The organism is Niastella vici, assembly GCF_002077945.1.
Taxonomy (GTDB): domain Bacteria; phylum Bacteroidota; class Bacteroidia; order Chitinophagales; family Chitinophagaceae; genus Niastella; species Niastella vici.
Genome location: NZ_LVYD01000058.1, coordinates 24,271 through 39,347, shown reverse-complemented (window position 1 = coordinate 39,347; position 15,077 = coordinate 24,271). Strand labels below are relative to the sequence as shown.

Sequence of the window (15,077 nt, the reverse complement as noted above, 5' to 3'; positions counted from 1 at the left end):
GACTGGTTTTAAGGTTATGAAAATTGTTTAATTACAGGTATTATAAATTATTATTGATCACATCATCGCTTCTGTCGACGCCAAAGCTCAGGAAACAACCCAGAAAATAAAACCGCCGGGCAGTAGGCAAAATAGGATCTTTCCTGAGACCATTGTATGAATAGTTATAACCAAACACCTGATCGCTCCCTAATACGTTGTTGACAGAGAAAACCCACACAACAAATTTCTTTGCCTTGGTATTCCCTATGGTAGGCAGGTAATTCACACTAAAGCTAAGATTGTTGTATGAAATGGTTTTACCCTGGTCGGCAATCACGTATTTACCGGCCGAATTGTTATAACGGAAATTGTAATAGGGGCGGCCCGTTGCAAACGTATACGAACCGTTGAACTGGGTCTTTATTTTGGTAACAAACTTTTTAACCACCAGGCTGGCAGTATGCGTTGCTGCAAAATTGGGTTGAATGGCATATGGATAATTCAGGTAATCTCTTTTGGTATCGAGGTATGAATAGGAGATCCAGTAGTCAACATCTTTCAATGTTTTTCGATCGCGCCAGAAAAGTTCAATACCCTTGGCATCGCCAAAACCGGCATTGCCAACACTGTCAATAATGCCGTTGTTATTGCTGCCGTATGTTTTTATCAGGTGCTCGTATTTCTTATAAAACCCTTCAATGCGCAAAGTGTAATCTTTGCTAACCTTTTGATAGTTGGCTATGTAATGCGTGGCTCTCGTATACAACAGGTCATTAAACGCATAACCGCGCAGGTAATAATCCTTTTCGGGCTTTTGATAAAAAATGCCATACGCCAGCGAAGCCTGTGCTTTATTTCCTACTTTATACGCCAGTGAAAGGCGGGGAACCAGGTTGGCTTTATTGAGCAGGGAACTTTGTTCGAACCGGCTGCCTATTTTGGCCGCAAGGTCGTTGGTGATATAAAGGTCTGCTTCTGCAAAAGCTGCTTTAAAATGATCATCGGCTTTAACAATGCCATTGGTTGTATAGTAATTGGTAAAATCGTTCTTATCGGTAAAATACATATACTCGCCGCCAAAGCGAATGGCGCTTAACCCATACAGGCGTCTCTCAAACACCGTTTTTATTTGGGCCAGCTCACCAGTTGATTTAACATTAAAACTTTTTGTATCGTAGGGCTCAAAAGGAATGATCACCGGCACGTTGTGCTGGTCTTGCAGTTCATTACCGATCTTATCGGTGTTGGTGCTGTAGGAAGCACCCAGGTATAAATGCCATTTACGGCCCAGCTTTTCCTTCCACGATAAATTGCCGTATATATTAAAGTTCCTGAGTCTGAACGCATTTTTCAGATCTGTAGAATCAATATCGGGCCGGCGTAACCCCAAATCATTAAAATTGAAATACCCATAAAACTTCAGCATCCCGCTTTTAGAGGTCTTGATGCGGAAATTAACTTCACCATTATGGAATTCGGGTATTTTGAAATTATCGGGCCGTTGTTTAACTGCAGCAAAATAGGCAGCCAGGTTCACATAACCGTAATTAACACCCCAGCTGGCGTTCTTTTTCTTTGACAGCTTTTGAAAGCCGGCATTCAGCCCAACTGTAGAAACGCCAACACTGGCCGATGACTGTTCGGGCAAATCAACAGATTCAAGTATGAGGGCCGAAGAAAGCGCCTGACCGTATAAGGCCGAATAACCACCGGCGCTGAAAACGGTACCTTTAAAAATAAAGGGCGAAAAACGGCCGCGTTGGGCAATGTCGGGAACACTGCTAAAAAAGAAATTATTCACCAGGGTGCCATCTATGAACACTTTTGTTTCCTGTGCGGTTCCGCCCCGAACAAACAGGCCTTCGCTCTCCCCTACCTGCTGAGCGCCTGGCAGGGTTTTAATAGCGCTGGTGATATCGGCATTTGCACTGGCAGTGGTGACAATATCAATGGGATTTAAAACTGTGGTGCGTTTGGTATCGCTTGCCTCAAAGGAACCGGCGGTAATTGTTACGGCCGTTAATTCATTGGGCTCCTGTTTTAATAAAACATCAATATGCAGGGTTGCGCCGGTAATGGTAATTTTTTGCTCCTGCAGTTTATAACCGATTGAAGTGGTCAGCAGGGTTTGCTCCCCCTTTTCGGTTGTTTTGAAATGATAAGCACCCAAAGAATCGGTTGTAGCGCCATCGTAGGTATCTTTTATGGTAATGCTGGCGCCCTGTAATGGACGGCCTTTCCCATCTTTTACTTTTCCTGAAATAACGGTTTGGCCCGAACCGGCCAGAAAGGATAAGAGTAAAATAAGCAGCGGCAAAAGGTGATGCATTGCAGTGTATTTATTACTCAAACGTAAATTAGTTTATAATATAAACCAAATTAATTGTGAAACTTTTCCACATTTGTCCTAATAAAGGAATATCATTAAAAAATCAATCATCTGTTTGATAATCAATTTGATAAATCGTTTTTCCTTTGATAGTAAATTATACACTATTCGTTTCCATTTGATTTGTATCGTTTTTCACAAGGCAACAAAATATAATATCAAACCCTTAAGTCATCTACATATTTACCTGTAAAATATGCATAGGGGTTTTGCGTTGTACGATTGGCGAAAAAGTGCAACTTTCGCCTTTAATTATTCATATCCGTATTTGAAACTATGAAAAGGAACCGTACTCCTTTATTTCCGTCTATTCGTTTAGATGGATTTTGCCGCCCTGCTAACCCGGCCAGTCAACTTCCTGTTGCTGGTAACATCATGCCCGTGGTTACTGGAACTGTTTTCCTGTACAACCATAGCCTCAACACTATTTCACGCTTTCATTCCTCTTCAGTAAGTTTTACCGGATATAATCAACTGATCAAGAACAGGGATGCCGCCAGCATTGTGTTCCAGCAAACTCATTCAAAAAATAAAATAACATATACAGAACTGAACTAAACAGATACAATAACCTGATAAACTAAAACATGTGGCCGATGCAATTAAATGAGTAACACAGAAATATAATTTAATCCGTAAGTAAAAAATGTAGAGATTATAATCGATGAAGCAGCTCGAGGCCTGTTTCCCGGTTATGATGACTGAATTAACTATAAAAAATTCATGAGTAAATCCGGAACCTATGAACTTAAAATTCTACCCTTTGAGAGCCGCGCTCTTTGCCTTATTGCTATTGGGCTTCAAGGCACGTACGCAGGCACAGGTGTCATTAGATTTTCAGAAGGCTGTGGAGAACATCACCACGGGTGGTGATGGTACCTCAGCAAAAGTTGGCGAAATTTTGCAGTATACCATTACTGTCACCAACAAAACTGCCCAAAACTATGTTGCAACCAAATTATACGATAACGTGCCGGCGGGCACTACGTATATAACGGGATCAACTACCCTTAATGGTGCAGCTGTAGCAGATGCCAGTGGCGGTAAAATGCCGTATGCAGGCAGTGGCGGTTATATTAAATCACCCACATTTGGTGCAGGTATACTGGCTCCCAACATAACAGCCACCATTATCTTCCAGGTTAAGGTTACGGCCAATGGAGGAAGCGTCTTCAATAACGCTACCGTTGACGCCAGCCAGAACAGCGTGTCAACCGTACAGGCCACCAATACAGTAACAACAAATATTACTGTTGATGCTCCCTGTAATAATATTTACCAAACTACACCATCTACTACCACTGGTTGTAGTTGGCCTTGTACTACCAGTTACAATTATATTCGCAACGTTAATAACTCCACTTCCAGTAATTATGGCAAGGCGACTACGCTTTATTATAATGCTGGTGGCACTCAAAAGGACGCCTTTACAGGTAGTACCATCGGCGGTGCCAGTATCTTAAGCAGTTCTGCAGCCATCGCTTATGACGGCACCAGAAAGTGGCTGTTTTTTATAAATAACTCCGGTGGAGAGGACCTTAGTTACGTAAACCTTAGCACCAGTAGCCCCTACACTGCTTATAGATTTACAGGATATCAGGTTGAAACAAATACCAACAACGGTTACAACGTTAACCGTTTGGGCATGGGTTCTGATGGCTATTTGTATGGGCTTACCTCCAATGCCCTGGACTTTATCAGAATTGGTTTTAAAGATTCTTCGGGACTGGTAACGCCGGTTATTACCCGCTATGGGGCCCTTACCAATGCGGCAACCAATGGCACCCGCGATGTGTTCGCCGATGCCGGGGGTGACCTTTTTGCCGATGGTAATGGTAAATTATACCTGATCGCCAACAGCGGTAACATGTACAAGATCAACCCTTCAACCCGGGTAGCTACGTACATGGGTACGGTAAACCCTTATCCGGGCGGAGCCAGCCAGGCACTGGCCATCGATGCGTATGGTACTGTATATATCGGTGGCGCATACACCGATGTGTATACGCTTAATTTGTCAACAATGGCTACAACGAGGTTCAACGCTGCAGGCGCCTCCAACGTATACTATAGCGGTGACTTCGCGTCCTGCGGTTTCCCCGTATTAACAAGCTCGATCATAGCCACTAAATCATATAAGAACATAGATGGTACCTCTGTGGTAAATGGGGGCGATACCGTTGAATACAGCATTACAGTAACCAATTACGGTAACATCAATGCGGCAGGTGTGTATATGTATGATTACATTCCGCCAGCCACTACATACGTAACCCATACTACCAAAATAAACGACTCATTAATACCCGATGCAAGCGGTGGTATAATGCCTTATGCAGTATCTGGCGGTAAGCTGGTAATGACAAAAGGCGAAGACCCCGGTATCATAAAGCCTGGTGTTGCCAATGCCGCGGTGGTAAAATTCCGGGTGGCAACCCTGCCCAATGTGCAGGTTTGTAACCAGTCGAAGATCACTTTGCTCGATGCCGATGGTAATGTGATGTTCGTAAACTCAAACGACCCCACCAACGTAGGTCAAACGCCAACCTGCTTCTATTCAGATGGTATATTGCCTTTAAGCAACCTGAAATTTAAAGGCAGTCTGGTTGACGACCGGTCCCTGTTGACATGGAGTATGAACGGCGATGAAAATGTTGCTACCTATGAAGTAGAATTTTCTGAAACCGGCACTAAATTCACCACCACCGGCACCGTGGCTGGCAAGGGCAGTCCCAACAGCTCGGCCAACACCTATCAGTTCACCGACGCGCAGCATACATTCGCTAGCATTCGTTATTATCGCCTGAAGGCTATTCAAAAGGGTGGAAACTATACCTATTCAGGTATCATTAAGCTCAATGCCCAAGACCTGGATATAGAAGCAGCGCCAAATCCGTTCGACCGCGATCTAAACGTTCAGGTTCGGTTAAAAACTGCTGAAACCGTTCGTATCAGGTTGCTCGATCTTCTTGGAAAAGAAGTATACAGCACCACTGAGAAATTAGGTATTGGAACCAATTCACTCAGTATTCGCATACCGGCCGGCTTAACTAAAGGCATTTATTTGCTGGATGTTAAAGCTGGTAACGAACAGATCTTCCAGAAAAAACTCCTGAAAAAATAATAGGTCCGGAAGGTAGAATTTTATAAAAAGGTCCCGTCCTGGTTGTATCAGGACGGGACCTTTTGCTTTTATACTATTTGATCGCAACCTATCTCAGCTTCACAAACCGCTGCATCGCTGTTTCCTTTCCATCCGAAACCCGAAATATATATATGCCTGGTGTAAGCTCATTGACGTTGATGGTTTCGGTTTGACCGGGTTTTGTATCGGCCATTTGTATCACCGGTTGTCCATTGGTATTCATAACCTGTATCTGCAGGGCTTTGTCCTGCCAGTTGCTGTTGAGGGTTACCCTGATCTCATTTACAACCGGATTGGGGTAAACCGTAATGCTCCCCGCCGCGTTATCTTCTGTTACTTTAATAATTCGCACGGCCGACTGTTTATACCTTCCATCCAGGTCAACGATCTTAAGCCGGTAATAAACAAGTCCTGTATTACTATGCAGCTCATCTTTGAAATTATATTCCCTGCGCGCATCGCTATTGCCATCAGTGAACAGAATCCCGGCATCGGTAAAATCCTTTCCATCGAAACTCTTTTCAACCACAAAATGGCTTACATCTCTTTCCATATCGGTGCTCCAGTTCAATACAACCTGATTTCCATTCTTCCGTGCGGTAAAAGCACTTAATACTACTGGCAGGGTACCTTGAGCCGGTGCCTGGTAAGTAAATGATTTGAACCAGAACGAATACATGCGTTCAGCCGATATATCGTCGTCGCTGCTATGCCCGCCAGCCCGGATCTTCAATTTGTTTTTATTCGTGTATTTGGCTGTTGTCATTACCCGGGTGGCATTGGTATCGATATTACTATACTGGGTAATTGGTCCTGAGAATTTTTTACCGGTAAGTGTTAATACACTTAAGATATTCTCGAGCAGATCGGTTATCTGCAATTTGGTATTTTGCTCGGTAGTATATGAATCGAGGCTATACAACGATACCCATTCATTGAGATCATTATTATCGCCATCAATATCAATAGCAGTAAGGTCCATGTTGCCAATTGTTACCGGCATACTATTGGTTGCAGAAACAAAAGAGATCTCGAACTCCATCCACCAGTCCCGTTCATTATAGCTGGCATTCTTTTTCTTGTAAGCTACCTGGGGTTGAAAGGCTTTATCCCAACCGGTGTTCTCCAGGTCAATGCTTGCTAATTTTACGGCTGAGGAGGAACGGCCGCTGACCGTTATATAACCATCAACCCCCGATGTAACGTCAGGAAATTTGTATACGGCCCCATCCTGGCCTTCTGTGCCGGAAAATAACGTGGCATTTTTAAATACAAGGCCTTGCGCCCTGGTTGCTGCAGGGGCTGCCAACATTATAACGGCCACCAACGAACTAAATAAAGAACGGATCCTTTTTGAGGAAATAAGGTTCAACTTACTCATCTGATAAAATTTATTTTTTGTTACAGTATGAGTTGTTCATAGGAAGCGGGTAACCGGGCTCATTGCAGCCCAGGCTATTATTGTATTATCGTTATGAACACAGAAGGAAAACAGTGCAATACAAGAGGCTTTTCTGCAGAGCAACCCATAAGTATTTGCTCAGCACAAATTGATATCGGGGGCAGTAAAAAGGAAATGGGATTTCAGTTATTCACTGACAGAAGTTAAAATGCATGCAGGCTTTTGTAATACGATCTTTTGCTGATTGATCCTGAGAATTGATCATTTGCTTTTTTAAAAACCCTCCCGTAGAAACGGGACGGCGTTGTTGATCGTACCCTTTAAAATAAACTCTTTAATCTTTTTATGTGGTTCGATCTTTAAAAAGAACCATCCCGTAGAAACGGGACGGTGTTGTTGATCGTACCCTTTAAAATAAACTCTTTAATCTCTTTATGGTTCGATCTTAAAAAAGAACTATCCCGTAGAAACGGGACAGTGTTGTTGATCGTACCCTTTAAAATAAACTCTTTATATAAACGGACCGGTGACAGCACCAGGCCGCTTTATTATTCGGTAAATATTGTCTATGTAAAAAAACTAGGTGGTTAAACTACAGCTGCGCAAGGCGCGCTTCAGATAATTGAATTTCGGTTGGGGTATTCTGATAGGAATGGAGAGTTTTTAGAAAAAACCATCCCGTAGAAACGGGACGGTGTTGTTGATCGTACCCTTTAAAATAAAAACTTTAATCTTTTTCGGTTATAACGCACACTTCGCTTCGGCACCAATTATCCATCAGGGGTACTATATTACATACATAACACTTATTACACTATTTCTCTATGATTTGTTGCATTGCCTACCGCACTTTTTTCTTCACAACACGCAAGGCTAATTATTTATATAAACCTGATTTACAATCACTTTCATACTATCCATTTTTTAACACCACACCTCCTCCACTTTAATAATACGTAACCGCTTCATGGCACGGTTGGGTATGTGTGCATAATGGATGCTATTAGTATTTACATGGCCGTTATTGCTGTTTATGGCGGCCCCAGGTATAAAACGTAGTTGAGAAACGGTACCGGTAGTACCAGGCGAGAACAAATATGCAGACGTGGCAAGAACCAGTGCGACAATCAGTTGAGTGATAACTGAATTAAATTCAATACATATGTGTTTCAAAAGGTACATGTTCGTACAGATTACGTTTTAAAGGGACCGGATTGGGAAAATCAATCAGTTTTCACGGAATTGGGGGAATATTAAAATTCGAAGTAACAGGTACGGTTCTAAAAGGAGATTGGTGAGAAGTTGACCGGCTTGCCCGATCGATGCACAAATATCTAAACTGGTTTTTGATTATGCAATAGTAATATTACTTTTTTGCAATTTTTTTTACGTCGGAATTCTGCAATAAAAAAAGCCACCCGCTTTAGCAGATGGCTCTTATATCGTCTAATACTGAATGTTATGCTTTGTACTGAGGTATCAGTGTATTGGCCAGATTAACCATTTTCTTAATGCCATCATCAGGTAAATTACCTTTTTTGAACTCAACCAGTACATCAGGCAGTTTGTTTTCCATTTCCATCAGGAAGTGCTCTTCAAACTCCTTCATCTTTTTAACAGGCACTTCACGTAACAGACCTTGTGTACCCAGGTAAATGATAGCTACCTGTTTTTCAACAGCGAAAGGCGTATACTGGGTTTGTTTCAGGATCTCCACGTTACGGGCACCTTTGTCGAGTACCAGCTTGGTAGCAGCATCGAGGTCACCACCGAATTTAGAGAAGGCCTCCATTTCGCGGTAAAGGGCCTGGTCGAGTTTCAGGGTACCAGCTACCTTCTTCATTGACTTGATCTGTGCATTACCACCCACGCGGCTTACAGAGATACCTACGTTAATGGCCGGACGGATACCTGCGTTGAACAGGTTCGACTCCAGGAATATCTGGCCATCGGTAATAGAGATCACGTTGGTAGGAATGTAGGCAGATACGTCACCGGCCTGTGTTTCAATGATCGGTAAAGCAGTGAGCGAGCCACCTCCTTTAACCAGGTGTTTTATTGAATCGGGCAAATCGTTCATGTTCTTTGCCACGTTATCATCGCTGATCACTTTCGCAGCACGCTCGAGCAAACGGCTGTGCAGGTAGAATACGTCACCAGGATATGCCTCACGGCCGGGCGGACGGCGAAGCAACAATGATACTTCACGGTAAGCTACGGCTTGTTTCGACAGATCATCATAAATGATCAGTGCAGGACGTCCGGAATCACGGAAGAACTCACCGATGGCAGCACCGGCAAATGGCGCATAGAACTGTAACGGAGCAGGATCAGAAGCTGATGCAGCTACGATAGTAGTATAAGCCATAGCACCATTGTCTTCGAGGGTCTTCATCACACCGGCAATGGTTGATGCTTTTTGACCAATGGCAACATATATACAATAAACCGGTTTACCGGCTGCGTAAAACTCTTTCTGGTTGATGATGGTGTCAATAGCAATGGCGGTTTTACCAGTTTGGCGGTCACCAATGATGAGCTCACGTTGACCGCGGCCAATGGGGATCATGGCGTCAATGGCTTTCAAACCTGTTTGCAGCGGCTCTTTTACCGGCTCGCGATAAATTACACCAGGCGCTTTACGCTCCAGGGGCATTTCATATCTGTCGCCGGCGATGGGGCCTTTACCATCAATGGGTTCACCCAATGTATTTACCACGCGGCCCAGCATGCCTTCGCCTACATTAATAGAGGCGATCTTGCCGGTGCGGCGTACTTTAGCACCTTCTTTAATATCACCGCTTTCACCCATCAATACCACACCCACGTTGTCTTCTTCCAGGTTCAGCGCAATTGCACGTACTCCATTCTCAAACTCAACCAGTTCACCTGAACGTACATTATTTAAACCGTATACGCGGGCAATACCGTCACCCACCTGTAATACAGTACCCACTTCCTCCAGGTCGGCAGCTGCGTTAAAGTTGCTCAATTGCTGACGCAATATCGCAGATATCTCATCGGGTTTTATCTCTACCATATATAACCTTTTATAGTTTTTTGTGTGTGTTTGAACTATCTTATTTTATAAATGAAGTCATTGTTCATGAATTGCGATTTGATCTTGTTGAGATCATACGCAATGCTTGCATCAACCAGCTGATCGCCTATTTCCAGTACAAAACCGCCGATAATATCCTCATTCACAATGGTCTTCAGGTCAATGCTATTCATATTGCTTTGCTTTTGCACCTGGCCAATGATCTGTTGTTTCACCTCTTCGGTAACAGGCACTGCAGTTGTAAGCTTAACCGTATGAATACCTTTCTGCTTGTTGTATTGTTCTACAAATGCAGAACTGATCTCAGGCAGGTACGATTCGCGGCCCTTTGTAATCATTAATCTATTAAATGCATCGGTAAGTTCACTTATTTTACCTTTAGTTACCGCCAATACAATCGCTACTTTTTTATCGGCCTTTACAACCGGGCTGCGCATCAATGCTAAAAAATCACGGCTTTCTTTGCAAAGTGCCTGCAAATACAACATATCCTTATATACTGTTTCAACCTGATTCCTTTCATTGGCCAGATCGATCAAACTTTTTGCATAACGCGCCGCTAAACGTGGATTGGGCATAAATTATTAATGTGCTATTTTAATAATGGAGCTAAAGCGAATATTGTATTCCGTTAGCCCATTAACTAATTAGTAAATCGCCTAGTTGAGCTTCACTTCCTCAGCCAGTTGCTTAATGTACTTTTCCTGTTGTGATTTATCAGTGAGCTCACGGCGCAGCACTTTCTCAGCTACTTCAATTACCAGTGAACCTACCTGGTTTTTCACATCAGTTAAAGCAGCCATTTTCTGCTGTTGAATAGCAGCATTGGCATCAACGATGATCTTGTTGGCTTCAACCTTGGCCTGCTCTTTTGCTTCGGCAATGATACGGTCTTTTGTATCACGGGCTTCTTTCAGCAATTGGGCTCTTTCTTCACGGGCTTTGGCCAGCAATGCTTCATTCTCACTTTTCAGTTGCGCCATTTCAGCTTTTACCCTTTCGGCAGTAGCCAGCGAATCGGCAATACCGGTTTCACGCTCTTTCAACGACTTCAAAATAGGCTTCCAGGCTAACTTTCTCAGAATGATCAACAGGATCAAAAACGCGATAAAGTTCCACACGAACAAGCCTAATCCGGGGGTAAGTAATTCCATTTTAAATTAATGTTTATGGTGTTGTATTGCTTTTCAGAGAAAAATACTGCATTCGCCGCCCTTTGCATTGAATGCAGTACTGTTTTTACGTGCAAACCTACTAGCGGAATACAGCCAGCAAACCGGCAACAGCAGCCAGAAGGGCAACACCTTCTACGAGGGCCGCAGCCAGGATCATGGTAGCACGAATGTCGTTGGTTGCTTCTGGTTGACGGGCAATTGATTCAACAGCGCCTTTACCAATTTGACCGATACCGATACCGGCACCAATCGCAGCAAGGCTGGCACCAATTGCACCATAACCAGGCTGAACTTCCAACAGAATAGTCATCAAATTCATGATACTTGTGTTTATAATTAAAAAAGACCTTAGTTTAAATGATTGCCGGTTCATCATGACCATGTGCATCATGATGCTCATGTCCACCCTCAAAAGCCTGACCAATAAACACCGCTGTCAAGTTGGCGAAAATGTACGCCTGTAAAAAGGCTACCAGTATCTCTATCACATAAATGAATACAGACAGCAGAATGAAGAACCAGGAAGTACCCCATCCCAGTGCCGTGTTCATGGCGCCGAAAATAAAGATCAAACAAATAAATGCTAATATGATTACGTGACCTGAGATCATGTTGGCGAAAAGACGGATGATAAGGGCGAAAGGCTTGGTAAAAATACCCAGAATTTCAACCGGTATCAGAATGGGCTTCACACCTCCGGGAACCGGCGGGTTGAAAATATGGCCCCAGTAATGTTTGTTGGTGCTGATCATGATCGCCACAAATGCGATCAAACCCAGCATAGCGGTAAACGCAATATTACCGGTTACGTTGGCCGATCCGGGAACCAGACCAATCAGGTTATTAATAAGAATAAAGAAGAAAATGGTCAGCAGCAGGGGCATATACTTTTCGTAGTTATTGCCGAGGTTGGCTTTGGCTACATCATCTCTTACAAAAGTGATGATAGGTTCAACGGCATTCTGAAACCCTTTGGGTGCGCTGGTTTGTCCAATACCTTTTTTATATTTTTTGGCAATGCTCGTCATTAACCATACCAGTAACAAAACAGAGATGAGCATTTGCGTGGCATTGCGCGTTAATGAAAAGTCGTACACTTTGCCATCGAGAACGGGTAAACCGTTTTCATCAGCTATATAGATCTTCTCGTTCTTGTAAAGCGCCTTGCCTTCTGCATCCTTTTTTTCTGCCAGCTCAGGATGCTCTTTTAAAAACTCTTCGGTAACCCACACATAGCCTTCATGGGCCTCAGCTCCATGATGAAATTCAGAAGACATAAATGCCTTCAGGCCTTTTCCCGGTTCAAATAAAATAATTGGCAAAGGAATAGTAACCGGATTATGACCAAGCGTAGCGAAATGATATTCATGACCATCAGAAACGTGTTCAATGATCAATTTGGCAGGATCTAATTTTTCTTCCTTTGGCTCACCACCGCCTTCGGCTTTTACTAATAATGGAAAAAAAACAACACTCAGGCTGAAAACCGCTACCAATAAGGATTTGACGCTTCTGACCAGCATACCTGTTTTTAAATTTTGCGCAAAGATAAGCAGGGGAAGGCCAAAAACGAACTTGAATTCAAAGTATTTATTCAACACCGGTCAAGGTTTCAACCGGTTTTACCCAAAGCACTGCTTTTACCCTGGCAAACTATATATTATAATTTCGCACATATATCCTTATTGGTCAATTTTTCCCAAAAAACCTGGGGGTACTGGCGATTTTTTTATTCCCTGGCTTTACATTCATCTTTTGCAGTGTCAAAACCAGCTGGCTTTTTTCGCCCCGTTTACCCTGATACAAAGCAGTATAAACCACCTGTAAACCACCGCTCAATCCTATGGTCATCTTAGGGTCATCCTGGGGTTTTCCCGGAGTTAAAACGCTAAGATAAGCCCGGGAATACCCTGGCATAACCCCAGAATAACCCGGGGACCGTAGAAAGATTACAGGTACCTAAAAGTCGAATATTATATTTTAATATATGACATTACCCTTACCAACCTTCCCGGGTTAGCATTACCTAATGATTATTTTTTGGGGAGAACTTCAAATCCGGGATACCTCCCGGTTATTCGGTTAAGGCACCGGAGCGTGCTTTTCGAACTGCATTTGGTGCAATTTGTAATAAAAACCCTGGCGGGCTATGAGCTCCTCATGGGTGCCCATTTCTTTTATTTCGCCTTTATCGAGCACTATTATTTTACTGGCTTTGCGAATGGTCGATAAACGGTGGGCAATGACAATGGAGGTGCGGCCAGCTATAAGCTTATCGATCGCTTTCTGTATCAACAGCTCACTTTCGGTATCTACCGAAGAAGTGGCCTCATCTAATATTAAAATAGAAGGATTGTACAACAGCGCCCTGATAAAGGATAATAACTGGCGCTGGCCCAGCGAAAGGCTGCTGCCCCTTTCCATTACATTATAATCGTACCCGCCCGGCAGCTGCATAATAAAATCATGCATATCGATCATTTTGGCCGCCGCAATCACCTGCTCTTTTGAAATGGCCGGGTTGCGCAGGGTAATATTGTCCACTACAGAACCCGAAAACAGAAACACATCCTGCAGCACCACGCCAATACTTTTACGCAGGGCATCCAGCTTGTAGTCCTCTACTTTTACCTCATCTATTTTAATAGCGCCCTGTTGAATATGATACAGGCGGTTGAGCAAACTGATTATAGATGTTTTACCGCTGCCGGTATGTCCAACAATGGCAATGGTTTCGCCAGGCTGTACCTTAAATGAAATGTTTTTGAGCACATAACGGTCGTCCACATAGGCAAAAGAAACATTTTCAAAAGCAATGCTGCCTTTTACCATATCCGGCGCATATGTGCCCTCGGTCTTTATTACATCCGCGTTATCGAGCACTTTGAACACCCGGTCACTGGCCACCATACCCATCTGCAATACATTGAACTTATCGGCGATCACCCGCAACGGCCTGAAAAGCAGGTTCAAACAAAGGAAAAAAGAGAACATTTTGCCAATCAGCAGCCGGCCTTCCACTTCATTTACCGTGTAAATATTCAGGGCATGCGTAGCGGCCCACCATACCATTAAACCCGTACCCACAGCCAGCACAATTTCAACCACGGGAAAAAACACTGAATACGCAAAGATGGCATTGATGTTGGCGTTGCGGTGTTCTTTATTAATGCCCCTGAACTTGTTAAACTCTTTTGTTTCTGCTGCAAATGCCTGCACAATGGCCATACCGGTAATATGTTCCTGCACAAATGCATTCAGGTTGGCCACTGCATTACGCACCCTGATGAAGGACTTGTTCACACTTTCTTTAAATAACCAGGTAGCCACTAACAAAATGGGGAATGAAGCCAGGCTAATGAGCGTCAACCGCCAGTCGACCCAAAACATAAACACCAGCACTGCAATGATCGACAGCAGGTCGGCGATGATGGGTATTAACCCATCCGAAAAAATATCGTTGATGGCTTCAATATCGTTGATGGTGCGGGTAGTTAATGTTCCAATAGGCGTGGTATCAAACTGCGACAGGTTCAACCCCAGTATTTTTCGGTAAACGTTTACCCGCAGGTCTTTCACCACGGTTTGTCCCAGCCACGAAGTCAGATAGGAAAAATAAAAACGGAAGGCAGTTTCAAGCAACAATAAACCGATCTGCAGTACGGTGATCCAGATGATCACCTGTTCAACCGAGATCTTCTTTGCTTTATCGCCAACAACACCCTGATGAACGTAGTCATTTATGGTGATCTGAATAAGCCAGGGCCGTACAGGTGAAATAACGGCAAGCAGGATAGCCATTATAACCGAAAGAATGAATTTCGTTTTATAGGGCTTTGCATACTGAAATACCCGCTTCAGTAAACTTAAATCAAATATGATCTTCCCCGAGCTTTTTCCTGCCATAACGAGTTTGCAAAGAT

At 43.4% G+C, this 15,077-nt stretch carries 10 protein-coding genes; 2 read left to right on the top strand and 8 right to left on the bottom strand.

The window, feature by feature from the left end:
• Positions 1–40: 40 nt before the first annotated feature.
• On the bottom strand, positions 41–2,311 hold the full coding sequence (locus A3860_RS24265; protein ID WP_081150876.1) for a TonB-dependent receptor: 2,271 nt from the start codon (positions 2,309–2,311) through the stop codon (positions 41–43).
• Positions 2,312–2,647: 336 nt separating this feature from the next.
• Between A3860_RS24265 and A3860_RS24260 the strand changes: the two genes are divergently transcribed.
• Complete coding sequence (locus A3860_RS24260) at positions 2,648–2,929, top strand: hypothetical protein (RefSeq protein ID WP_081150874.1); 282 nt, start codon at positions 2,648–2,650, stop codon at positions 2,927–2,929.
• A 184-nt stretch (positions 2,930–3,113) separates the two neighbouring features.
• Positions 3,114–5,495 (top strand): T9SS type A sorting domain-containing protein, encoded by a 2,382-nt coding sequence (locus A3860_RS24255; RefSeq protein ID WP_081150872.1) that lies wholly within the window; start codon positions 3,114–3,116, stop codon positions 5,493–5,495.
• A gap of 88 nt (positions 5,496–5,583) precedes the next feature.
• Here A3860_RS24255 and A3860_RS24250 read toward each other — a convergent pair whose 3' ends face one another.
• From A3860_RS24250 to A3860_RS24215, 7 genes are all read right to left on the bottom strand, one after another.
• Complete coding sequence (locus tag A3860_RS24250) at positions 5,584–6,897, bottom strand: T9SS type A sorting domain-containing protein (protein ID WP_081150871.1); 1,314 nt, start codon at positions 6,895–6,897, stop codon at positions 5,584–5,586.
• Between the two features lie 1,480 nt (positions 6,898–8,377).
• The gene (gene atpA, locus A3860_RS24240) at positions 8,378–9,958 is read right to left on the bottom strand and encodes a F0F1 ATP synthase subunit alpha (RefSeq protein WP_081150867.1); all 1,581 of its coding nucleotides are present in this window, start codon (positions 9,956–9,958) and stop codon (positions 8,378–8,380) included.
• A 35-nt stretch (positions 9,959–9,993) separates the two neighbouring features.
• Entirely contained in the window at positions 9,994–10,557 is a 564-nt protein-coding gene (gene atpH, locus A3860_RS24235; protein WP_081150865.1) for an ATP synthase F1 subunit delta, read from the bottom strand.
• Positions 10,558–10,638: 81 nt separating this feature from the next.
• Complete coding sequence (atpF, locus tag A3860_RS24230) at positions 10,639–11,133, bottom strand: F0F1 ATP synthase subunit B (protein WP_081150863.1); 495 nt, start codon at positions 11,131–11,133, stop codon at positions 10,639–10,641.
• Between the two features lie 100 nt (positions 11,134–11,233).
• Entirely contained in the window at positions 11,234–11,473 is a 240-nt protein-coding gene (gene atpE, locus A3860_RS24225) for an ATP synthase F0 subunit C (RefSeq protein WP_014223036.1), read from the bottom strand.
• A gap of 34 nt (positions 11,474–11,507) precedes the next feature.
• Entirely contained in the window at positions 11,508–12,677 is a 1,170-nt protein-coding gene (gene atpB / locus A3860_RS24220) for a F0F1 ATP synthase subunit A (protein WP_081152245.1), read from the bottom strand.
• A gap of 559 nt (positions 12,678–13,236) precedes the next feature.
• Positions 13,237–15,060: an ABC transporter ATP-binding protein gene (locus A3860_RS24215; protein WP_081150861.1), complete on the bottom strand. Its 1,824-nt coding sequence runs from the start codon at positions 15,058–15,060 to the stop codon at positions 13,237–13,239.
• Positions 15,061–15,077: the final 17 nt, after the last annotated feature.